The organism is Inquilinus sp., assembly GCF_039594555.1.
Lineage (GTDB): Bacteria > Pseudomonadota > Alphaproteobacteria > DSM-16000 > Inquilinaceae > Inquilinus.
In genome coordinates, this window is the sequence record NZ_JBCNNF010000068.1 from 1 (window position 1) to 21,990 (window position 21,990).

The 21,990-nt window shown below is 70.7% G+C and carries 23 protein-coding genes; 8 read left to right on the top strand and 15 right to left on the bottom strand.

The window, feature by feature from the left end; all coding sequences use genetic code 11:
• Both ABDW35_RS09955 and ABDW35_RS09960 read left to right on the top strand, forming a co-directional pair.
• A partial coding sequence (locus ABDW35_RS09955) for a DUF1800 family protein (protein WP_343713706.1) occupies positions 1-603 on the top strand: 603 nt, incomplete at its 5' end.
• A 4-nt stretch (positions 604-607) separates the two neighbouring features.
• Positions 608-1,870 (top strand): DUF1501 domain-containing protein, encoded by a 1,263-nt coding sequence (locus ABDW35_RS09960; protein WP_343713707.1) that lies wholly within the window; start codon positions 608-610, stop codon positions 1,868-1,870.
• Positions 1,871-1,878: 8 nt separating this feature from the next.
• Here ABDW35_RS09960 and ABDW35_RS09965 read toward each other — a convergent pair whose 3' ends face one another.
• The 6 genes from ABDW35_RS09965 to ABDW35_RS09990 all read right to left on the bottom strand — a co-directional run bounded on the left by ABDW35_RS09965 (position 1,879) and on the right by ABDW35_RS09990 (position 6,907).
• Positions 1,879-2,082, bottom strand: coding sequence for a hypothetical protein (locus ABDW35_RS09965; protein ID WP_343713708.1), 204 nt, complete (start codon positions 2,080-2,082; stop codon positions 1,879-1,881).
• A gap of 106 nt (positions 2,083-2,188) precedes the next feature.
• A complete protein-coding gene (gene leuA, locus ABDW35_RS09970) occupies positions 2,189-3,850 on the bottom strand; it encodes a 2-isopropylmalate synthase (protein ID WP_343713727.1) in 1,662 nt (553 codons plus the stop codon).
• Positions 3,851-4,174: 324 nt separating this feature from the next.
• On the bottom strand, positions 4,175-5,080 hold the full coding sequence (locus ABDW35_RS09975; RefSeq protein WP_343713709.1) for a hypothetical protein: 906 nt from the start codon (positions 5,078-5,080) through the stop codon (positions 4,175-4,177).
• A gap of 5 nt (positions 5,081-5,085) precedes the next feature.
• Complete coding sequence (gene moaB, locus ABDW35_RS09980; protein WP_343713710.1) at positions 5,086-5,619, bottom strand: molybdenum cofactor biosynthesis protein B; 534 nt, start codon at positions 5,617-5,619, stop codon at positions 5,086-5,088.
• A 99-nt stretch (positions 5,620-5,718) separates the two neighbouring features.
• The gene (locus ABDW35_RS09985; protein ID WP_343713711.1) at positions 5,719-5,952 is read right to left on the bottom strand and encodes a hypothetical protein; all 234 of its coding nucleotides are present in this window, start codon (positions 5,950-5,952) and stop codon (positions 5,719-5,721) included.
• Between the two features lie 88 nt (positions 5,953-6,040).
• The gene (locus ABDW35_RS09990) at positions 6,041-6,907 is read right to left on the bottom strand and encodes a uracil-DNA glycosylase (protein WP_343713712.1); all 867 of its coding nucleotides are present in this window, start codon (positions 6,905-6,907) and stop codon (positions 6,041-6,043) included.
• Positions 6,908-7,081: 174 nt separating this feature from the next.
• Here ABDW35_RS09990 and ABDW35_RS09995 point away from each other — a divergent pair, with 174 nt between their 5' ends.
• The 3 genes from ABDW35_RS09995 (at position 7,082) to ABDW35_RS10005 (ending at position 9,797) form a co-directional block, all read left to right on the top strand.
• Entirely contained in the window at positions 7,082-8,728 is a 1,647-nt protein-coding gene (locus tag ABDW35_RS09995) for an electron transfer flavoprotein-ubiquinone oxidoreductase (protein WP_343713713.1), read from the top strand.
• A 222-nt stretch (positions 8,729-8,950) separates the two neighbouring features.
• Positions 8,951-9,367 (top strand): iron response transcriptional regulator IrrA, encoded by a 417-nt coding sequence (gene irrA / locus ABDW35_RS10000; protein ID WP_343713714.1) that lies wholly within the window; start codon positions 8,951-8,953, stop codon positions 9,365-9,367.
• Positions 9,368-9,374: 7 nt separating this feature from the next.
• Positions 9,375-9,797 (top strand): VOC family protein, encoded by a 423-nt coding sequence (locus ABDW35_RS10005; RefSeq protein ID WP_343713715.1) that lies wholly within the window; start codon positions 9,375-9,377, stop codon positions 9,795-9,797.
• A gap of 3 nt (positions 9,798-9,800) precedes the next feature.
• Here ABDW35_RS10005 and ABDW35_RS10010 read toward each other — a convergent pair whose 3' ends face one another.
• Positions 9,801-10,268 carry a phosphatase PAP2 family protein gene (locus ABDW35_RS10010; RefSeq protein WP_343713716.1) on the bottom strand — a complete coding sequence of 156 codons (468 nt, stop codon included), beginning with the start codon at positions 10,266-10,268 and terminating at the stop codon, positions 9,801-9,803.
• Between the two features lie 169 nt (positions 10,269-10,437).
• Here ABDW35_RS10010 and ABDW35_RS10015 point away from each other — a divergent pair, with 169 nt between their 5' ends.
• On the top strand, positions 10,438-13,014 hold the full coding sequence (locus ABDW35_RS10015; RefSeq protein WP_343713717.1) for a PBP1A family penicillin-binding protein: 2,577 nt from the start codon (positions 10,438-10,440) through the stop codon (positions 13,012-13,014).
• A gap of 2 nt (positions 13,015-13,016) precedes the next feature.
• Here ABDW35_RS10015 and ABDW35_RS10020 read toward each other — a convergent pair whose 3' ends face one another.
• Together ABDW35_RS10020 and glcF are read right to left on the bottom strand one after the other, a co-directional pair.
• Positions 13,017-13,634 carry an NAD(P)H-dependent oxidoreductase gene (locus ABDW35_RS10020; RefSeq protein WP_343713718.1) on the bottom strand — a complete coding sequence of 206 codons (618 nt, stop codon included), beginning with the start codon at positions 13,632-13,634 and terminating at the stop codon, positions 13,017-13,019.
• An 8-nt stretch (positions 13,635-13,642) separates the two neighbouring features.
• Positions 13,643-14,938 (bottom strand): glycolate oxidase subunit GlcF, encoded by a 1,296-nt coding sequence (gene glcF, locus ABDW35_RS10025; protein ID WP_343713719.1) that lies wholly within the window; start codon positions 14,936-14,938, stop codon positions 13,643-13,645.
• 152 nt (positions 14,939-15,090) lie between these two features.
• On the opposite strand from glcF, the gene ABDW35_RS10030 reads away from it, so the two are divergent.
• Complete coding sequence (locus ABDW35_RS10030) at positions 15,091-15,753, top strand: hypothetical protein (protein WP_343713720.1); 663 nt, start codon at positions 15,091-15,093, stop codon at positions 15,751-15,753.
• A 41-nt stretch (positions 15,754-15,794) separates the two neighbouring features.
• Here ABDW35_RS10030 and ABDW35_RS10035 read toward each other — a convergent pair whose 3' ends face one another.
• The 4 genes from ABDW35_RS10035 to ykgO all read right to left on the bottom strand — a co-directional run bounded on the left by ABDW35_RS10035 (position 15,795) and on the right by ykgO (position 19,184).
• Positions 15,795-16,052: a GlsB/YeaQ/YmgE family stress response membrane protein gene (locus tag ABDW35_RS10035; protein ID WP_343713721.1), complete on the bottom strand. Its 258-nt coding sequence runs from the start codon at positions 16,050-16,052 to the stop codon at positions 15,795-15,797.
• Between the two features lie 70 nt (positions 16,053-16,122).
• Positions 16,123-17,298 carry a glycolate oxidase subunit GlcE gene (gene glcE / locus ABDW35_RS10040; RefSeq protein ID WP_343713722.1) on the bottom strand — a complete coding sequence of 392 codons (1,176 nt, stop codon included), beginning with the start codon at positions 17,296-17,298 and terminating at the stop codon, positions 16,123-16,125.
• Between the two features lie 145 nt (positions 17,299-17,443).
• The gene (locus ABDW35_RS10045) at positions 17,444-18,931 is read right to left on the bottom strand and encodes an FAD-linked oxidase C-terminal domain-containing protein (protein WP_343713723.1); all 1,488 of its coding nucleotides are present in this window, start codon (positions 18,929-18,931) and stop codon (positions 17,444-17,446) included.
• Between the two features lie 127 nt (positions 18,932-19,058).
• Positions 19,059-19,184, bottom strand: coding sequence for a type B 50S ribosomal protein L36 (gene ykgO, locus ABDW35_RS10050; protein WP_138893229.1), 126 nt, complete (start codon positions 19,182-19,184; stop codon positions 19,059-19,061).
• A 250-nt stretch (positions 19,185-19,434) separates the two neighbouring features.
• On the opposite strand from ykgO, the gene ABDW35_RS10055 reads away from it, so the two are divergent.
• Positions 19,435-19,893, top strand: coding sequence for a cytochrome c (locus ABDW35_RS10055; RefSeq protein ID WP_343713724.1), 459 nt, complete (start codon positions 19,435-19,437; stop codon positions 19,891-19,893).
• Between the two features lie 59 nt (positions 19,894-19,952).
• On the opposite strand, the gene ABDW35_RS10060 is transcribed toward ABDW35_RS10055, so the two are convergent.
• Positions 19,953-21,125 (bottom strand): serine hydrolase, encoded by a 1,173-nt coding sequence (locus tag ABDW35_RS10060; RefSeq protein WP_343713725.1) that lies wholly within the window; start codon positions 21,123-21,125, stop codon positions 19,953-19,955.
• Positions 21,126-21,233: 108 nt separating this feature from the next.
• A partial coding sequence (locus ABDW35_RS10065; protein ID WP_343713726.1) for a calcium-binding protein occupies positions 21,234-21,990 on the bottom strand: 757 nt, incomplete at its 5' end.

Here is a 21,990-nt window from a genome sequence, read left to right on the forward strand (position 1 = left end):
GGCAAGACCTATCCGGAGGCCGGGCAGGATGAGGGCGAGGCGGCGCTGGACGCGCTGGCGGCGCATCCGGCGACGGCCCGGCACCTCGCCACCCAGCTGGCCCGCCACTTCATCGCCGACGACCCGCCGAAGGCAGCGGTCGACCGGCTGGCCAAGGCCTATCTCGACACCGGCGGCGACCTGGCCGCGGTGTCGGAGGCGCTGATCGACAGCCCCGAGGCTTGGTGGCCGGTGCGGCAGAAGTTCAAGTCGCCGCTGGACTATGTCGTGTCGGTGGCTCGGGCCTTCGACCTGGGCGATGTCGGCCCGTCCGCGGTGGCCTGGGTGCGCCGCCTGGGGCAGCAGATCCTGAACGCGCCGTCGCCGCAGGGCTGGCCGGACCGCGAATCGGACTGGCTGGCGCCGGAGCTGGTGATGGAGCGGCTGGAATGGAGCTATCAGGTGATCCCGCGCCTCGTCGCCGACCAGTCGCCCCTGCCCTTCGTCGAAGCGCTGGTCGGCCCGACGCTGTCGGAGCAGACCAAGGCCGTGCTGCGCGGCGCGCCGAGCCAGCGCGAGGGCATCGCCCTGGCGCTGCTGAGCCCTGAATTCCAGAGGAGGTGAGAGGATGGATCTGACCCGACGCCATCTTCTCGGCGGCCTGGCGGCCACGGCCGCGGCGACGGTGCTGCCGGCCCGGCTGCTGCTGGCCAAGGCGCCGATCGAGCAGCGCTTCGTCCTGATCATCATGCGCGGGGCGCTGGACGGGCTGGCGGCGATGCCGCCCTATGCCGACCCGGACCTGCGCACGCTGCGCGCCGCGCTGGTGCCGCCGGATCCCGGCCGGGATGGCGGCATGGTCGACCTGGACGGCCGCTTCGCCCTGCATCCCGGCCTGGCGCCGCTGAAGGACTGGTACGCCGAGGGCAGCTTCCTGCCGCTGCACGCCGTGGCCTCGCCCTATCGCGACCGGTCGCATTTCGACGGCCAGGACCTGCTGGAGAGCGGCGCGGCGCAGCTGGACGGCACCCGTGACGGCTGGCTGAACCGCACGCTGGGGCTGATCGGCGCCACCGACCGGCGCTTCGGCATCGCCTTCGCCGAGGAGATCCCGCTGGTGCTGCGCGGCGCCACGCCGGTGACCTCCTGGCTGCCGGACAAGCCGACCAGCCTGCCGCCCGGCTTCCCAGACCTGGTCGCCCGGCTGTACGACCAGGACCCGGCGCTGCACGCGGCTTACGTCTCCGGCCTCGACACCACCGCCTTCGGCCGGCAGATCCAGGGGCTGGTCCAAACTGGTGCCGCCAACACCGCCGCGCCGGCCCAGGGCGCGATGGCCGGCGGCATGTCTGGCAACGGGGCCATGGCGCCCGCCGCGACCGGCGCCGACCTCAAGCTGGCCGAGGCCGCCGGCCGGTTCCTGGCCGACCCCGCCGGCTCGCGCATCGCGGTGATGGAGCTGTATGGCTGGGACACGCATGTGCAGCAGGTGAAGCGGCTGGACCGGCTGCTGGCCGCCTATGCCGCGACGCTGCAGGCGCTGCGCACCGGGCTGGGCGATGCCTGGACGCAGACCGTGATCCTGACGGTGACGGAGTTCGGGCGCACTGCCGCGGCCAACGGCTCCGGCGGCACCGACCACGGCACCGGCTCGGTGGCCTTCCTGGCCGGCGGCGCGGTGCATGGCGGGCGGGTGCTGGCCGACTGGCCGGGGCTGGCGACCGACAAGCTGTACCAGGGTCGCGACCTGGCTCCGACCACCGACCTGCGATCCGTGGTCAAGGGCGTGTTCCGCGACCATCTGCGCCTGCCGGAGGACGCGCTGAGCCGCGTCGTCTTCCCCGGCAGCGCCGAGGCGGCGCCGATGCGCGAACTGGTCAGGAAGGCCTGAGCCGCCCGTCAGGTGTCGAGCTTGCCCAGCCCGATGGTGGCGAGGAGGACGCTGCCGTCATTGGTCAGCGCCCAGGCGCCCTGCCGCTCCTCGATCAGGCCGCGGGCCTGCAGGGCCAGGCGCAGCGGGGCGGCGACATCCTGCCCGTGATTGACGCGCCCCAGCGCGTCCTTCTCCTCGGCGGACAGGTCCTCGGGTCGAAGCTGCGGCATGGTCCCCCTCCTCCGGTCGCCGCGCCGGCGGTGTGCCGTCGCGCCTTCCACAACGCCCGGCGACCCGATCCGGGTCCGCACGAGGCGGACCCGGTTGGCCCGAGCCTCAGACGGCGCCCTTGCGGGCCCCGCGGTTGACGGCGCTGGCCACGGCCTTGAGCGAGGCCATGACGATGTTGCTGTCGATGCCGACGCCGAACAGCGTCCTGCCGCCGACCCGCGCCTCGACATAGGTCGCAGCGCTGGAGTCGGAGCCGCTGCGCAGCGCGTGCTCGCGATAGTCGACGATGTCGACATCCGCCCCGATCTCGCGCCGCAGCGCGTCGACAAAGGCGTTGAGCGGGCCGTTGCCCTCGCCCTTGATCGTCTTCTCGACCCCGTCGATCCTCACCTGCGCCTCGATGTGGCGCTCGCCGCGGCCGGTCGGCAGCGTGGTGTGGCCGACGACCTCGACCCGGCCGGGCGTGAGGTATTCCTGCTCGAACTCCTGCCAGATCACCTTGGAGGAGATCTCCTTGCCGGTCTCGTCGGCCAGCTTCTGGATCACCTGGCTGAACTCCACCTGCAGCTTGCGCGGCAGGTCGAGGCCATGGTCGGTCAGCAGGAGGTAGGCGACGCCGCCCTTGCCGGACTGGCTGTTGACCCGGATCACCGCCTCGTAGCTGCAGCCGATGTCCTGCGGGTCGATCGGCAGATACGGCACCTCCCACAGCCCGCTGTTGCTCTTCTCCATGGCCGCGAAGCCCTTCTTGATCGCGTCCTGGTGCGAGCCGGAGAAGGCGGTGAACACCAGCTCGCCGCCATAGGGGTGGCGCGGATGCACCGGCAGCTGGTTGCAGTATTCGACGGTGCGGACGATCTCGCCGACATCGTGCAGGTCGAGCTCGGGGTCGACGCCCTGGGTGAACATGTTCAGCCCCAGCGTGACGATGTCGACATTGCCGGTGCGCTCGCCATTGCCGAACAGCGTGCCCTCGACCCGGTCGGCGCCGGCCATCAAAGCGAGTTCGGTCGCGGCGATGCCGGTGCCGCGGTCGTTGTGCGGGTGCACCGACAGGATGAAGCTGTCGCGCCGGGCGAAGTTGCGGTGGCACCATTCGATCTGGTCGGCATAGACGTTCGGCGTCGCCATCTCCACCGTCGCCGGCAGGTTCAGGATCGCCTTCTTCTCGGGCGTCGGCTGCCAGGCGTCGAGCACGGCGCCGCAGATGTCGCGGGCATAGTCCAGCTCGGTGCCGGTGAAGCTTTCCGGCGAGTACTGGAAGACGATCTCGGTCTCCGGCACCGTCGGCACCAGCTCCTTGATCAGCTTCGTGCCGCGCACCGCGATCTCGGTGATGCCGTCGCGGTCGAGGCCGAACACCACCCGGCGCTGCAGCGTCGAGGTCGAGTTGTAGAGATGGACGATCGCCCGCTTGGCCCCGCGGATGGCGTCGAAGGTGCGGCGGATCAGCTCCTCCCGCGACTGGGTCAGCACCTGGATGGTGACGCCGTCGGGGATCAGGCCGTTGTCGATCAGGTGGCGGACGAAGTCGAAATCGGTCTGCGAGGCGGCGGGGAAGCCGACCTCGATCTCCTTGAAGCCCATGCGGACCAGCAGGTCCCACATGCGCTGCTTGCGGTCGGTGCCCATCGGCTCGATCAGGGCCTGGTTGCCGTCGCGCAGGTCGACCGAGCACCAGATCGGGGCACGGTCGATCACGCGGTTCGGCCATTGCCGGTCGGCCAGCGCCACGGTCTGGACCGGGCGGTACTTGTCGATCGGCATTCCGGGTTTGGAGGTGATCGCGGACATCGGATTTCTCTCTCGCACCGGCCGGCGACGGCCGGAATAACAGGATAGGGCGAATTGACGACGCGCGCATGACATGGATGCGCGAAGACGGCCGCCGGGCGCGCGATGCGCCGCTCAGCGGCCGGTGATAAGTCGCAGCAGACCCCGATGAGTACGGGAAAACGCCTGTCGGTACGATCGGTCGGAGGTCATGGAGAAGATCCGGAAGAGAGGGCGCAACGGCTTCGGTGTCGACGCCCTTCAGGGGCGCCGATCAGATAAGTCGAAGCGTGCTTAGCCGGATCACCATGCCCCCACCTAAGGGGCGGAGGGCCGCTCTGTCAACTGAATCCGCTGGCTGGTGACGCGGTCGAAGAAGCCGGTGATGGTAGGGCCGGTGCCATCCGGCCAGCCATGCGAATAGGGCCGGCTGCGGTTGAAGGTCGAGGGCAGGTCGCAGAACACCACCGGGTCGGCGATGTCGCCCTTGCCCCAGCGCTTGCAGCGGAAGGTGGCGCTGACGTCGACCGGGGTGGCGGCCAGCCGGTTCTGGGCGATGCGCTTGTCGCGCTCGGCGATGCCCTGGCTGTAGGGCACCATATTGTCCTTCGGGTTGTGCAGCAGGATCGCCGCCACCTGCCCCTGGCAGGGGCGGACGCTGCCGATGCCGCCGGCCACCACGGCGGTGGCGCGGAACACCCCGGCCCGGCCGCAGGACAGGTCGTTGACGAAGCTGCCGCCCATCGAATGGCCGGCGGCGAAGATCTGGTTCTGGTCGACACACAACGTCGCCTTCAGCCGCGCCAGAAGGGTGTCGACATAGGCCATGTCGCGGTCCGCCTTGCCACCCCAGCCGCCCTGGGCCTGCGGATAGACCACGATCGCCGGCCGCGCCGCGGAGCCCTCGAGGTCGAAATAGGTCCGCACCTTCTCGGCCGTGCCGGTGCGGCCGTGGAAGGCCAGGATCAGCCGAGTGGGCACCGATTTGTCGTAGCCGCGCGGCAGGTCGACGATGTAGCGCCAGGATGCACCCTGGAACTTCAGCGTCTGGGTCCCCTCCGCGGCGGGGATGCCGCAGCCGCTGGTCGGCAGCGGCGGCAGCTGGGCGACGTTGGCGCCCGGGCTGGTGGCGGAGCGGGAGCCGCCGCCCGGCGCCGCGCAGGCGGCCACAGCGAGCAGGCAGAGGAAGGCGGCCAGCCGGCCGGCGCGGATGATGGCGTTCATGGCTGTCATTTCTCGCGGAGGCGCGGCATCAGCTCGACGAAATTGCAGGGCCGGAACCGGTTGTCGAGCTGGTCCTTCAGGATGATGTCCCAGGCGTCGCGGCAGGCGGAGGGAGAGCCCGGCAGCGCGAACAGATAGGTGCCGCCGGCCACGCCCGCCGTCGCCCGGCTCTGGATCGTCGAGGTGCCGATCTTGTCGTAGGACAGCCAGCGGAACAGCTCGCCGAATCCCGGGATGTGCTTCTCATAGACCGCGTGGAACGCCTCGGGCGTCACGTCGCGGCCGGTGACCCCGGTGCCGCCGGTGGCGATGACGACGTCGATCTCCGAATCGGCGATCCAGGCCTTGAGCTGCGCTTCGATCGCGGCCTGATCGTCCTTGACGATGCGCCGGTCGCGCACCGCATGGCCGGCCGCGGCGATACGCTCGGCCAGCGTGTCGCCGGACCTGTCGTCCGCGGCGCTGCGCGTGTCGGACACCGTCAGCAACGCGATGTTCACGGCGATGAACGGGCGTGAGTCGTCGATCCGGCCCGGCATGCGTCCCCCCAAGCGGTGGTCGAACGAAGCGGCCAAGCTAGCCGAGGCGGCGTCGCGGGAAAAGTGAAACGGTGGTCAGGTCGTTGGCTCAGCCAACCGTCAAGCGTTCGGCAGATAGAAGAAGCGGAAGCCGTGTGACGCCAGCAGCAGAAAGGACTCGACCCCGTCAGCTCCTACAATCTCAGTCAGCAACCCGAGATCGACGTTCCGTGACGTGAACTCATGCTTGCCCAACTCCATGGCCCCGACGCCGAAAGCGGCCGCTAGGCGATAGCTGATATCAGTCGCAAAGACGGAAAACAGATTGGTGACGACCGTGTCGCCATCCGCCACATCGACATAACTCTCGCTGGGTACTCAAGCGCCGGCAGAACCTCCCGCGAGAACGGGCCTACCGCGATCAGTTGAGCGTCGAGCCCCATCAGCCCTCCTCCGCAAACGTGCAGCCCAGCTCCTTCATCCGGTGCTTCAGCACCAGCAGGTCGCGCCAGACGTCCCGCTTCATGCCCGGCTGCCGCAGGATGAAGGCCGGGTGGTAGATCGGCATGGTCGGCACCGGCGCGGCCAGGTCCGGGAAGGACCGGTCGTACCAGCGGCCATGGATGCGGGTGATGCCCTCGCGCGTCGCCAGCAGCGCCGCGGCCGAGGTGCCGCCGGCGCAGAGCAGGATCTTCGGCTGCATCAGCGCGATGTGACGCTCGATGAAGGGCAGGGAGATCGCGATCTCCGACGCGTTCGGCTGCCGGTTGCCGGGCGGGCGCCAGTTGACGATGTTGGATATGTAGACCGTGGTCCGGTCGAGCCCGATCGCCGCCAGCATGCGGTCCAGCAGCTTGCCGGACTGGCCGACGAAGGGCTTGCCCAGCCGGTCCTCCTCCGCCCCCGGCGCCTCGCCGACGATCATGATGTCGGCCTCGGGGTTGCCGTCGGCGAAGACCATCTGGGTGGCGGTGGCCTTCAGCCCGCAGCCGTCGAAGGCGGCCAGCGCGGCCGCCAGCTCCTCCAGCGTATTGCAGCCGGCGGCGATGCGGCGGGCGTCGCCGGTGGCGGCGTCGCTGCCCGGCAGCGCCGCGGCGGCGACCGCGCGGATCTGGGGCGCGGCAGGCGCCGGCGGCGGCGCCGGCGCGGCCATCTGGACCGGAGCCATTGGCGTCGCGGCGGCCGTGCGCGGCCGGCCGAGCGCGCCCGGATCGTCGCCGATCGTCTCGTCGACGCCGGCGTCCTGGTACCATCTCAGCAGGGCGATGATCTCGGCGGGCTGCACGGCTGATTCGCTGATCCTGTCCATGCGCTAGAAGCCGCCGGGCCGCCCGGCCTGTCAACCCCGGCGGCCGAAGCTGCCGCAGCATCGGCGGGGCCTCCGCGTCGCAACCGGAGCCAAAGCCGGCGCGACATGATCGGCCATTCGATTCCGGGGATGCATTTCTGTAGCATGCCGCCAACCGAACGACAGGGACGCGCGATGGAACGCGAATCGATGGAATACGATGTCGTGATCGTGGGCGCGGGGCCGGCGGGCCTCGCGGCGGCGATCCGGCTGAAGCAGAAGGCGGCGGAGACCGGGCGCGAGGTCAGCGTCTGCGTGCTGGAGAAGGGGTCCGAGGTCGGTGCCCACATCCTGTCGGGCGCGGTCTTGGACCCGCGCGCGCTGAACGAGCTGATCCCCGACTGGAAGGACAAGGGCGCGCCGCTGGACACCCCGGTGTCGCAGGACGAATTCCACTACTACACCGGCGTCAGCAGCTTCCGCCTGCCGAATTTCGGACTACCGAAAGAGCTGCACAACCACGGCAACTACATCGTCAGCATGGGGCTGGTGACGCGCTGGATGGCGCAGCAGGCCGAGGCGCTGGGGGTGGAGATCTATCCCGGCTTCGCCGCCGCCGAGGTGCTGTACCACGAGGACGGGTCGGTCAAGGGCGTGGCCACCGGCGACATGGGCATCGGCAAGGACGGCCAGCCGACCGGCAACTACACGCCGGGCATGGAGTTGCACGCCAAGTACACGCTGATCGGCGAGGGCGTGCGCGGGTCGCTGTCCAAGATGCTGATGGAGCGCTTCAACCTGCGCGCCGACTGCGACCCGCAGACCTTCGGCCTGGGCGTCAAGGAAGTGTGGGAGGTGAAGCCGGAGAAACACCGGCCAGGCCTGGTGCAGCACGGCTTCGGCTGGCCGCTGGACAACGAGACCTATGGCGGCAGCTGGCTCTACCATTTCGGCGAGAACCTGGTCTCGATCGGCTATGTCGTCGCACTGGACTACAAGAACCCGTACCTGTCGCCGTTCGAGGAGTTCCAGCGCTTCAAGACCCACCCGCTGATCCGGCCGACGCTGGAGGGCGGCAAGCGCCTGGCCTATGGCGGCCGCGCCATCAACGAGGGCGGGCTGCAGTCGATCCCGAAGCTGACCTTCCCGGGCGGCTGCCTGATCGGCTGCTCCGCCGGTTTCGTCAACGTGCCGCGGATCAAGGGCAACCACACCGCGATGAAGAGCGGCATGGTCTGCGCCGAGGCGGTGTTCGACGCCCTGGCCGAGGGCCGCGAGGGCCATGACGAGGTCATTGCCTATCCAGAGCGGTTGAAGGCGAGTTGGCTGTGGCAGGAGCTGACGGTGGTGCGCAATTGCCGCCCGGCCTTCCGCTGGGGCACGATCCTGGGCACGCTGTATTCCGGCCTCGAGCTGTGGACCCGCGGCAAGCTGCCCTGGACCCTGCGCCACAAGCATGCGGACAACGAGACGCTGCGGCCGGCCGCGCAGTCGAAGAAGATCGACTATCCCAAGCCGGACGGGGTGGTGACCTTCGACCGCCTCTCCTCGGTGTTCCTGTCGAACACCAACCATGAGGAGAACCAGCCGTCGCATCTGAAGCTGAAGGACCCGTCGATCCCGATCGGCTACAATCTCAAGGTGTTCGACGAGCCGGCGCAGCGCTACTGCCCGGCCGGGGTGTACGAGGTGGTGCGCAACGAGGACGGCAGCGACCCGCGCTTCGTGATCAACGCGCAGAACTGCGTGCACTGCAAGACCTGCGACATCAAGGATCCGAAGCAGAACATCGTCTGGACCGTGCCGGAGGGCGGTGGGGGCCCGAACTACCAGATGATGTGAGAGACCTTCCCGCACCATCCATCCCCTCGCCGTCATTGCGAGGAGGCGAAGCCGACGAATCCATCCAGGGCCGGTTCGCACTGACCCCTGGATTGCTTCGCTGCGCTCGCAATGACGGTGTTGGGAATCTGAGAGGCTGAGGAGGATCGATCCCCGGCGCCGGGGTGTTGTTCCCCGGAGCCGCACAGACTATGGTGCGAAGGGGATCATTGCAGGACCAGAATGACGGACGCAGAGACCACCGCCCCCGTCGCCAGGCTGCTCGAGGCCGGGCTGCGGCCGACCCGCCAGCGCGTGGCGCTGGCGCGGCTGCTGTTCGACGGCCGCGATCGCCACGTCACTGCCGAGGCGCTGCACGGCGCGGCGCTGGCCGCCGGCCAGGCCATGGCGCTGGCCACCGTCTACAACACCCTGCACCAGTTCACCGAGGCCGGCCTGCTGCGCGAGGTGGTGGTCGAGGCCGGGCGGTCCTACTTCGACACCAACATCCACGACCACCATCATTTCTACCACGAATCGACCGGCGAGCTGCGCGACGTCCATGGTGACGCCGTGGTGGTCTCGGCCCTGCCGGACGCCCCGGCCGGCACCCGCATCGCCCGGGTGGACGTGGTGATCCGCCTGACGGATGAAGCCTGACGGCGCCGTGACCGCTGCGCCGCGCATCGACGGGCTGCTCGAGACCGCGCTCTACGTCGCCGACCTGGACCGGTCCGCCGCCTTCTACGAGCAGGTGCTGGGCCTGCGCGTGATGCTGCGCAGCCCGCGGCTGGTGGCGCTGGATGCCGGCCGCCAGGGCGTGCTGCTGCTGTTCCTGGCCGGCGCGACCTCGGAGGATGTGGTCGACGCCTCGGGCACCATCCCGGGGCATGAGGGCACCGGGCGGCTGCACATGGCCTTCGCCGTGCCGGCCGACGGCCTGGATGCCTGGCGCCAGCGCCTGGCCGAGGCCGGCGTGGCCCTGACAGGAGAGATGGGCTGGCCGCGCGGCGGCGTCAGCCTCTACTTCTCCGACCCCGACGGACACGTCATCGAGCTGGCGACGCCGGGGCTCTGGCCGAACTACTGACGCTCAGGCCGCCACCGTCCGGCGGGGCCGGCGAAGGCGCGCGACGGCCCCGGCGACGAGGACGGACACGCCGCCCAGCGCCAGGCCGACCACGACATCCCCGATCGTGTGGCCGCCCACTGTCATGACGGCGCCGACGGCCAGGATCAGCGCCGCCGCGACCGCGACACGGCCCCGCGTCCAGCGCGGCCAGACCAGCGCCGCCAGCGTCGTCACCGCCACGACCACCAGGGCCGAATGGCCGCTGGGCAGCACCACCCCGACCTGGCCGAACCCATCCGGATGCCAGCCGACCACCGCCCGCGCGGCCCGGACCGTCACCACGGCCATGACCAGCGCGGCCAGGCTGAACACGGCCAGCCGCCGCCGGCCGCGGGCAATGGCGACGGCGGCGACGATGACCTGCAGCGGCGCCACGACATACCACCAGCCGAGCAGGCCGACCGACATCAGGAGAACGATCGGTTTCATGCCGCCATGATCCCATGCCCACCACTGCGGATGAAAGCGGCTTGGCGCCACAGGTGGGCGATCTAGATTAATTCCGATGTATCCGCATGGCTTCGTCCAGAAGAAGGCGTTTCCGATTCGCCGGCCGACCGTTTAGTAAGAGACGCCCTGGGACCAGTGAACCGCCCGCATGTCCGCCAGCTTTTCCGTCGCCGCCATCCTGCTGAAGCTCCTGGCCACCGCCGCCGGACCGGAGCTGCACCTGCCCGACGCCAGCCAGCTCGCCGCCTATCAGCCGCCCGAGACCACGCGGATCTATGCCGCCGACGGGTCGCTGCTGCGCGAGTACTATGTCGAGAACCGGGTGGTGGTGCCGCTGTCGAGCCTGCCGCCCTATCTGGTGCAGGCCTTCATTTCGGCCGAGGACCAGAACTTCCGGCGCCATCACGGCGTCGACCCGGCCGGCCTGGCCCGCGCCCTGGTCGCCAACATCCACAACCTGCGCAGCGGTCGGCGGCTGGAGGGCGGGTCGACCATCACCCAGCAGGTCGCCAAGAACCTGCTGCTGACCAACGAGGTCAGCGCGCTGCGCAAGATCCGCGAGCTGATCCTCGCCTTCGAGATCGAGCACGATTTCTCCAAGGACCAGATCCTGGAGATGTATCTCAACGAGATCTATCTCGGCCGCGGCGCCTACGGCGTCGGCGCGGCCTCGGCCCGCTATTTCGGCAAGCCGCCGGTCGAGCTGTCGTTGTCCGAGGCGGCGTTCCTGGCGGCGCTGCCGAAGGCGCCGAACAACTACAACCCGGTGACCCGGCCGGAGCAGGCGCGCGCCCGCCGCGACTATGTGCTGGACCGCATGGCACAGGACGGGGCGATCACCGCCGAGCAGGCGGCCGCCGCCAAGGCCGAACCGCTGGCGGTGCGGGCCCAGGCGCCGCTGGAGACCGTGCACGCCCCCTATTTCGCCGAGGAGGTGCGCCGGTCGCTGCGCCGCTCCTTCGGCAACGACCAGCTCTATCGCGGCGGGCTGGCGGTGCGCACCACGCTCGACCCGCGGCTGCAGGTCTTCGCCGACCGGGCGCTGCGCGCCGGGCTGGAGCGGTTTGACCGCAACCGCGGCTGGCGTGGGCCGATCACCAACATCTCGGCGATGCTGGACCTGCCGGCTTCGGCCGAGGCCGTGGCGCAGGCCGAGGCCGCCCAGGCGCCGGCCCAGCCGGCCAGCCCGCCCCCGGCGCAGCAGGGCCGCCTGCTCGGCGCCCTGTCGGCCATGGGCGTGCATGTGCCGGAGCAGCAGCCGAAGCCCGCCGTGGCCCCGACCGCCGCGCCGAAGGATGAGCGCCCGGTGTGGCAGCGCTTCCTGACCGGCATCGACCGGCCGGCCGACATCGACGGCTGGGACCTCGCGGTGGTGCTCGACGTCGACCGCCAGGCCGCTGTCATCGGGCTGGAGGATGGCAGCCAGGGCCGCATCGACCGCGGCGACCTGACCTGGGCCCGCCGGGTCGAGAATGGCCGCATGGGCCGGCAGGTCGGCGGCGCCGACGATGTCCTGGCCAAGGGCGACGTGGTCTGGGTGCAACCGGCGGCGGCCAAGGCCCCGGCGCCGCAGCTGGCCGCCTATTCGCTGCGCCAGGTGCCGGAGGTGTCGGGCGCGCTGGTCGCCATCGAGCCCTTCACCGGCAAGGTGCTGGCGATGTCGGGCGGCTTCGACTTCTCGCTCAGCGAGTTCAACCGCGCCACCCAGGCGCAGCGCCAGCCGGGATCGGCCTTCAAGCCCTTCGTCTACCTCTCGGCGCTGCAGCACGGCTACACCCCGTCCAGCCTGATCTACGACACGCCGATCTCGGTCGACCAGGGCCAGGGCGCCGGCCGCTACCGGCCGCGCAACTACGGCGGCGGCTTCATCGGCCTGGCCACGCTGCGCTCCGGCGTCGAGCGGTCGCGCAATGTCATGACCATCCGCCTGCTGGTTGAGATGGGGCTTCAGCCGGTCAAGCAGACGGCCGAGGCCTTCGGCATCTATCAGAACATGCCGCTGTACCCGGCGATGGGCCTGGGCGCCGGCGAGACCACGCCGCTGAAGCTGACCACCGCCTACGCCACCATCGCCAATGGCGGCTACCAGATCAGCCCCTACATGATCGAGCGGGTGCAGGACCGCGACGGCCGCAGCCTGCGGCAGCCGGGCGTGACGGGCCCGGACCGCGCCGACTGCATCCCCTGCGCCGCCACCGCCTGGACCGGCCAGGCCGCGCCGCAGCGGCCGCGCGGACAGGAGCTGGACGATCCGATCGCCAACTACCAGATGATCTCGATCCTGCAGGGCGTCACCCAGCGCGGCACCGCCGCCCGGCTGGCTGGGCTGGGGCTGCCGCTGGCGGGCAAGACCGGCACGACCAACGATTCGAACGACGCCTGGTTCGTCGGCTTCTCGCCGAAGCTCGCGGTCGGCATCTTCGTCGGCTACGACAAGCCGCGCAGCCTGGGCGCCGGCGCCACCGGCGGCTCGCTCGCGGTGCCGATCTTCAGCGACTTCATCAAGGACGCGCTGGCCGGCAGCGATCCGGGCGCCTTCGCCGTGCCGCCGGGCGTCAGCTTCGCCTATGTCGACCGGCGCAACGGCTATGCCGCCGAGGCCGGCGGGTCGGATGTGATCCTGGAGGCGTTCCGCCCCGGCACCGAGCCCGGCCCGCCGCCGGTCGCCGACACCTTCGGCGAGACCAGCCAGGATGCGCTGACGGGGACGGGCGGCCTGTACTGAACTCAGCGGCCGTCGGAGAATGCGGCCCGGCAGATGGCCTCGGCTTCCGCAAGCCATTGCTCGCGTTGTGCGTCGCTGCTCCCGACGACCGGCCGGAACACGTGCCGTCTGTGGGATCTGACGCCGCAATAGGGAAGAACACATCTTCCCCAAATCAGTTCGAGCGGATCGCCGAGATCGGCCCGCTCGCGCTCCTCGTGGGTATCCGACGTGTTGAGGATCACGGCCGTCCCGATGGATAGCAGCCCTTCCGGCAGCCCGTCGGCCGAAGACAAGCGATAGGCGACGCCAGGCACCAGCACCCGGTCCAGCCAGCCCGACACGATGGCCGGCGGTTTTCCCCACCAGTTGGGATGAACCACCAGCAACCCTTCGGCGGCGGCGATGTCTGCCCGATGCCGCAGCAGGACTGGGTCCTCCGCCCGCGCGAGGACTTGCTCGACGCTGTCGCCGACGGTGTAGGCTTCATCCGCGGTCAGGCAGGGCTCGAACCCCTCGGCGTACAGGTCGTGATGGATGATCTCATGCCCGTCCCCCTTCAGCGCCGCACGAACGCGCTTCGACAGGGCGTGACAGAAGCTCGACGCCCGGGGATGGCCGATGATCGAAAGCACGCGCATGGCGGTGCCTAGCCCGCATCCGCCAGAGCGGCCGGCTTCGGCCCCCCGGTGGCCCAGTCCAGCAGCTCGACCGTGTGCACCACCGGCAGGGCGGTGCCCAGGCCGATCTGGGTGATGCAGCCGATGTTGCCGGCGGCGACGATCGCCGCCCCCGTGCTCTCCACCGCTCGCACCTTGCGCGCCCGCAGCTCATCCGCGATCTCCGGCTGCAGCAGGTTGTAGGTGCCGGCCGAGCCGCAGCAGAGATGCCCGTCCGGCACCTCGCGCAGCGCGAACCCCGCGGCGGCCAGCAGGCGGCGCGGCGGCGCGATGACGCGCTGGCCGTGCTGCATCGAGCAGGCGGAGTGATAGGCCACGACCTGGCCGGTCGGCCGCGCCGGGGGGTTCAGCCCGACCTCGTCCATCAGCTCGGTGACGTCCTTCGCCAGGGCCGAGACCCTGGCGGCGCGCCCGGCCCAGGCCGGGTCGGCGCGGAACATGTGGCCGTAATCCTTCACCGTGGTGCCGCAGCCCGAGGTGTTGACGACGATGGCGTCGAGGCCGCCCTCGTCCACGACACGGCTCCAGGCCTCGATATTCACGCGGGCCGAGGCCAGCGCCGCCTCCTCCCGGCCCATGTGGTGGGTCAGCGATCCGCAGCAGCCGGCGCCCGGCGCCACCACCACCTCGACCCCGTGGCGGGTCAGCAGGCGCACCGTGGATTCGTTGATCGCCGGGTCCAGCACCGTCTGGGCGCAGCCGGAGAGCAGCGCCACCCGTCGTTTGCGCGGCCCCTCGGCGGCGAAGACCTGCGGCCGGTCGACCGGGCTGGGCGGGGGCAGCCGGCGCGGCGCCAGGGCCAGCATCGCGCGCAGCCGCTTCGGCAGCAGACCCGCGACCGGCCGGGCCGCGATCGCCCCGATCAGGGCCAGGCGGAACAGCCGCGGCCGCGGCAGCAGCGCCGCCAGCAGCGCTCGGATCGCCCGGTCCTGCAGCGGCCGGCGATAGGTCTTCTCCACCACCGCGCGGCCGTGATCGACCAAGTGCATGTAGTGCACGCCCGAGGGGCAGGTGGTCATGCAGGACAGGCAGGACAGGCAGCGGTCGAGATGCTTGGCGACGCTGGCCGGCGCCGGGCCGCCGCCCTCCAGCATCGACTTGATCTGGTAGATGCGGCCGCGCGGGCTGTCGAGCTCGTCGCCCAGCACCGTGTAGGTCGGGCAGGTGGCGAGGCAGAAGCCGCAATGCACGCAGCTGCGCAGGATCTGCTCCGACACCGCATTGTCCGGATCCGCCAGCTGCGCCAGCGAGAAATGAGTCTGCACCCGCACCCTCCCGTGATTGCGCCGACACTAGCCCGGCGCCCGAAGGGATGGGAACCCGGCGGATGCGTCGGCCGGCATTGTCAACCGGCATGGGGGTTAGTACGCTGGCTGGCAGTGGCGCCCCTGGACGGCGCCCGGACTGGGAGGCCGAGATGACGATGCTTCGGGTGCGAGAGGCGCTGCCCCTGGCCGCGCTGCTGGGCGGCCTGGCCCTGTCGGGCGCCGCCATGGCCGGCGGGCCGGTGATCCAGGACATCGCGCTGGGGCAGACGCCGCAGCAGGCCGCCCCCCTGGCCGCGCCGGCCGTGACTTTCGCCGGCCCGGGCGAGACGCCCTGGACCGGCCTGGCCGCCGCGACACGGCCGGATGACGGCACGCTGCTGCTGCAGTTCACCCCGCCGGCCCAGGGCAACCGGCTGTATTCGGTGGTCGAGACCATGCGGTTCGCGGCCGGCGGCCCGCGCAGCGCCGCCGATGCGCTGGCGCCGCTGAAGGCCCGCTTCGGCGAGCCGGCGGCGGTGTACGATCAGGCGGGCAAGCAGATCGCGATCTGGCGCTTCATCGGCGGCAAGCCGGCGGGGGCGGCCGTGGACGTAGCCTCGGACTGCTCACCCTACACGGCAACGACGGTGTCGGGGGTCCGGCCGGTGGGCTGGCCCGCCCCCTGCGGCGAGATGGTATTCGCGACGGTGGAGCTGGGGGCGGACGGGGCGCCGGCGGCATTGCGGGTCGCCCATGCCGACACCGACGCGGCGCAAGTGCTGCAGCCGCGCCGCGGCGAGCCCTACGCCCATCTGGCGAAATCGGTGCGGTGACGAAGGGGAAGGTGCGGCCCGGCCGGCGGGCCGCACCGGTTTCAGGCCGCGCTGCTGCGGCCGGCGACGATCCGGTAGATGATCAGCAGGATGATCGCACCGACGACGGCGAGGACGAATTGTCCGAAGCCGGTCTCCGGGACGATCCCGAGCTGGCGGCCCAGCCAGCCGCCGACGAAGGACCCCGCGATACCCAGGAGAATCGTGATGATGAAGCCGCCGGGATCCCGGCCCGGCATCAGGAACTTCGCGACCAGGCCTACGACGAAGCCGATGATCAGCATCCACAGGAATTCCATGGAACCTCCCCGTGCAAGAGACGCGCATGATCATAACCCATGATCACGCCCGGAGGTTTCCGATCCTGTCTCAGATCATCATCCGGCCCGGCGACAGGATGCCCTTCGGGTCGAAGGCCTCGCGCACCCGGCGGCCCAGCGCCTCCAGCGCCGGCCGCTGCGGCTCGAACACCGGCAGCGCGGCGCGCAGCCCGGCCGGGGCCCGCACCAGCGTCGCATGCCCGCCGCCCGCGGCGGCAACCGCCGCCCGGATCGCGGCAGCCCCGGCATCGCCCTCGGCCGGGACGGCGATCCAGACCAGCCCGCCGCCCCAGTCGAAGTAGTGCGCTCCGCCGGCAGCGGCCGCGACACGGGGTCCTGCGGTCGGCGCCACCGACACGCGCCAGACCGCGCGGTCGTCGCCAACAAAGGGTGCGGCGTCGCGGATCCGGCGCCACAGATCGGCCGATTCGGCCGGGTCCAGCACCGTCAGCGGCCCGGCATCGCCGAGCAGCTGCGACAGCGCCGCCACCCGGCTGTCGACCGAGGGGCCGAAGCCCTCGATCCGCACCAGGCTGCGCGCCTCGTCGCCGAGGATGCCGGCCGGCAGATGGGCGGCGCCCGAGACCTCGTAGGGGCTGGTCAGCGCCCGGGTCAGCACCGCGACCCCGGTCGCGTCGTCCAGCCCGGCGACGGCGAGGGTTCGCACCGTCTCCGGCGCCGGCAGCACCTTGACCGTGATCCGGGTCATGGCGGCCAGGGTGCCGAAGGCGCCGGTCAGCAGCTTCGGCAGGTCGTAGCCGGTGACGTTCTTGACCACCCGGCCACCCGATTTGAAGGCCTGGCCCCGGCCGGACACGGCCTCGATCCCCAGGACGTGATCCCGCGCGGCCCCGGCCTTCAGCCGCCGCGGCCCCGCCAGGTTGCAGCCGACGGCGCCGCCCAGCGTGCCCGCGCCGGCCGGGCCGCCATAGAGCGGGCCGAGATCCGGCGGCTCGAAGGCCAGGGCCTGGCCGCGGGCGGCCAGTGCCGCCTCGATCTCCGCCATCGCCGTGCCGGGGCGGGCGGTCAGCACCAGCTCCTCCGGCTCGTACACCTCGATCCCGGCGAGGCCGGAGAGGTCGAGCGCATGCACCGCCTGCACCGGGCGGCCGAAGCCGCGCTTGCTGCCGCGGCCGACCAGCTCCAACGGCACCGCGCCGGCCAGGGCCCAGCGGACGATCTCGAGCACCTGGTCGTCGGTCTCGGGCTTCAGCGTCTCGGTCATCGATCGCACCGCAGGAACAGTCGGCCTTTCCCCCTTGTGTCATTGCCGGGCTTGACCCGGCAATCCAGAGGGTCTCGGCATCCTCTGGATGCCCGGGTCAAGCCCGGGCATGACAAGAAAGGAGCCAACGGGCTGGCATCTGCCATCAGAAGCGCGGCAGGTCGGGGAAGCGCGTGGCGCCGTGGTGGATGTGCACCCGGCCGAGCTCGGCGCAGCGGTGCAGGGTCGGGAACACCTTGCCGGGATTCAGCAGGCCATCCGGGTCGAAGGCGCATTTCAGCCGCTGCTGCTGCGCCAGGTCCTCCGGCCCGAACTGCACCTCCATCAGGTCGCGCTTCTCAACCCCGACGCCATGCTCGCCGGTCAGCACCCCGCCGACCTCGACGCACAGCTTCAGGATGTCCGACCCGAACTCCTCGGCCTTCTCCAGCTCGCCCGGCACGTTGGCGTCGTACAGGATCAGCGGATGCATGTTGCCGTCGCCGGCATGGAAGACATTGGCGACGCGCAGCCCGTGGCGGCGCGACATCTCCTGCATCCGGGCCAGCACCTCGGGCAGGCGCTTCCGCGGGATGGTGCCGTCCATGCAGTAATAGTCGGGGCTGATCCGGCCGACCGCCGGAAAGGCCGCCTTGCGCCCGGCCCAGAAGCGCAGCCGCTCCTCCTCACTGCGGCTGACGACGCAGATCGTGGCGCCGCAGTCGCGGCCGATCGATTCGACCCGTTCGATCAGGTGGTCGACCTCGGCCTCCGGCCCGTCCAGCTCGCAGATCAGCAGCGCCTCGACATCCAGCGGGTAGCCGGCCTTGACGAAGGCCTCCGCCGCATGGATCGCGGGCTTGTCCATCATCTCCAGCCCGCCCGGGATGATGCCGGCGCCGATGATGCGGGCGACGCAGTCGCCGCCGGCCTCCGACGACGGGAAGCCCATCAGCACCGCGCGCTGGGTGGCCGGACGGCGCAAGAGGCGGACCGTCACCTCGGTGACCACGGCCAGCAGCCCTTCCGAGCCGGTGAGCACGCCCAGCAGGTCGTAGCCCGGCGAATCGAGGTGCTTGCCGCCGAGGCGCAGCACGGTGCCGTCGATCAGCACCACCTCCAGCCCCAGCACGTTGTTGGTGGTCAGCCCGTATTTCAGGCAGTGCACGCCGCCGGAATTCTCGGCGATATTGCCGCCGATGGTGCAGGCGATCTGGCTGGACGGGTCGGGCGCGTAATAGAAGCCAGCATGGGCCACGGCGTTGGTGATGCCGAGATTGGTCACCCCCGGCTGCACCCGGGCGCAGCGGTTGTCGAAGTCGATCTCCAGAACCTTGTTGAACTTGCCGAGGCCGAGCAACACGCCATCCTCCAGCGGCAAAGCGCCGCCGGACAGCGAGGTGCCGGCGCCGCGCGGCACCACCTTCACCCCCATCCCGTGGCAGGTGCGCAGCACGGCCGAGACCTGTTCGGTGGTCGAGGGCAGCACCACGATCATCGGCAGGGTGCGGTAGGCGGTCAGCCCGTCCGACTCATAGGCGCGGCGCTCGCTCTCCGCCGTGATCACGCCCTCGCCCGGCACGATGGCGCGCAGCGCCGCGGCGATCTCCTCGCGGCGCGCCAGGACGGCGGCATCGGGGGCTGGCATCTTCATCGGCAGGACCTCCGCCGCGGACGATAGGAAGGCCAGGCCGATCCGGCAAGCCGGGCAGCCGTGTCCGCAACGAAAAAGGCCGCGTCCGGGGACGCGGCCTTCGATCGTCTCTAAGGAGCGGCTGAGATCAGCCCTGGCGCGCCTTGAAGCGCGGGTTCTCCTTGTTGATGACGTAGACACGGCCCTTGCGGCGGACGACGCGGCAAGCGCGGTGACGGGTCTTCAGGGTCTTGAGCGAGTTCGCGACTTTCATAATCCATATCCCATGCGGCAGCGCCGGCGCCGCCGGGAGCACGGGCTCGCGGGCCGGAATTCGAGGCGCGGACCATAGTGGCCGCCCCGCATCCTGTCAACCGGGCGCGTAACGATTTCCCGCGTAACCCTGCGACACGTCGCAGCGAACCGCGGGCCGGAGCGCGAACGGGCTGGAGATCGCCACAATTCCTCCAGCATACTCGCGCCCGTCAATCGCCGGACCGGCACCCACCCGAGGGGGAGGCACCATGCGTTCGTTGAAGTTCGCCGTCATCACCGCCGCCATCGTCAGCTGCGGCGCCGCTATCGCCTGGGCGGCCACGCCCGAGGAGGTGGTGGCCCAGCGCGAAGACGCAATGAAGACCTACGGCGCCAGCGTCAAGACCCTGACCGGCTTCGTGCGCGACAACCAGGGCTCGATCGACGACGTCAAGGCGGCGACGGCGAAGATGGCGGGGGTGAGCGCCGAGCTGCTGTCCCTGTTCCCGGAAGGCACCGCCGTCGGCGTCGGCAAGAGCGCCGCGAAGCCGGAGATCTGGGCCAACTGGGCCGATTTCCAGGCCAAGGTGAAGGCCAACCACGACGCCATCGTGGCGCTGGACGCCGCTGCCCAGTCCGGCGACGTCGCCGAGGTCAAGGCCGCCTTCCCGGCCGTCGGCCAGTCCTGCGGCGCCTGCCACGAGACCTATCGCGTCAAGAAGAGCTGAGTCGGGCGTCGCGTCCGGACACCGGAACCCGAGGCTGACCGGCCTCGGGTTTTTCGTGCCTAGGCGAGAGCCTGCGCAACCGCCCGGAAGCCGGCCAGCAGCCGGTGGTCCAGCGCGTCGTCCACCGCCGCGGGCTGCGACGACATCTTGGCGATGACCAGCTCGGCCGCGCGGTCGACATAGACCCACTGGCCGTGGATGCCGATGCCGCAGACCACGTCGCGGCCCGGCCCCAGAACGTACCATTGGCTGCGGTAGCGCCCCTGCGGCGCCAGATCCGCCAGGTCGCCGCGCGCCCAGGCCTGCGGGTCGCCCTTGTCGAGGATGTCGTCGATCCAGCCCTGCGGCACCACCTGGGTGCCGCCGACGCGGCCGTCCCGCCGCATCAGCTCGCCGATCCGGGCCAGGTCGCGGAGGGTCATGCCGATGCCGCCGGCGGTGCGCGGCGCGCCGTGCGCGTCGAGCGTGATGTACGCATCCCCCTCCGCCCACATCGGCCGCCACAGCAGCTCGGTCATCAGCGCGGCGAAGCGCATGCCGGCGGCGCGCTCGCAGATCCAGCCCAGCATGTCGGAGTTGGGCGACACGTAGTGGAAGATCTCGCCATGCCGGCTGCCATCGGCCGGCAGGCGGGCGATGAAGCCGTGCAGGTCGTTGTCCCGCGCCACCGCACTGGGCGGATTCCAGCCCATCGCGACGCGGTAGCGGGCGACGTCGCCGGCCGGGTCGACATAATCCTCGACGAAGCGGATGCCGACCGTCATATCCAGGACGTGGCGGACGGTGGCGCCGTCATAAGCCGATCCCGCCACTTCCGGCACATAGGCCGTGACCGGCGCCTCCGGGTCCAGCTGGCCGCGGCCGGCCAGGATGCCGGCGATCAGGCTGGTGATCGACTTGCTGATCGAGAAGACGATGTGCTGCGTCTTCGGGCCCATGCCATAGGCGTAATGCTCGGCCACCACAGCGCCGCGATGCAGCACCAGGAAGCCGTCGGTGTCGCTGTCCGCCAGCAGCGCCGCGACCGAGGCGCCCTGCCCCGGCACCGCCACCCGGTCCAGATCCAGCGCCGGGCCGGACCGGAAGCAGGCCGCAAACTCGCCGCGCGGGATCTCCGCCACCGGCACCAGCCGGCGGACATTCTGGAAGCCCCAGCGGCTGTAGGGCGCCTGGCGCCAGTTGGCGAGCGTCGCCTCCGGCGCCGCCCCGTTGCTCTGCAGCTCGATCACCATCGCCGTCCCTGCTTCTTTCGCCCTTGAAGGGGCCGCCGCCTTGGGGCGGCAGTCCCACACTAGACGAAGTCGGCGGCGGACCGCAGGGGGGTGACGGCACCCCCTTTTTCAGAGGATGAAGTCCGCCGCTGTCAGGACATGGTCGGAGATGACGTTGATGGCGAAGTCGGGCGCCTTGTCACCGTTGCTGTCGGCATAGACCACCTGGATCGACCCGGCGGTGACGATGCGGATCTCGCCCGCATGGCCGGTGAAGGCGCCGGTGCCGATGGTGAAATCGATGCCGATAGCCGACAGGTCGATTTTGTCGCCGGTCGAGAAATCCGCGATCGTGTCCTTGCCGATGCCCGACACGGCGCTGTCGGACAGCGCGATGTAGGCGAAGATGTCGTTGCCGGCCCCGCCCTTCAGCGCATCGCCGCCGCCACCGCCGGTGAGCAGGTCGTCGCCGGCCAGGCCCCAGAGGGTGTTGGCGTTGGCGTCGCCGGTCAGCGCGTCGGAATAGGCCGAGCCCAGCACCTGCTCGATCCCGGCCAGCGAATCGCCGGTGGCGTCACCGCCGGAGAAGGACCCGGCCCCCAGGTCGACCGCCACCGCAGCGCCCGAGCCGGCATAACTGACCGTATCGATGCCGGCACCGCCGATGATGGTGTCGGACCCGGCGCCGCCATCGATCGTGTCGTTGCCGTCGCCGCCGTCGATGGTGTCGTTGCCGGCCCCGCCGAAGAGGGTGTCGTGGCCGGCCTCGCCATAGACGACGTCGTCGCCGGTGCCGGCATCGACCGAATCATTGCCCGCCCCGCCATGGATGGTGTCGACACCGTCGCCGCCGACCAGCCGGTCGACGCCGTCGCCGCCATCGAGG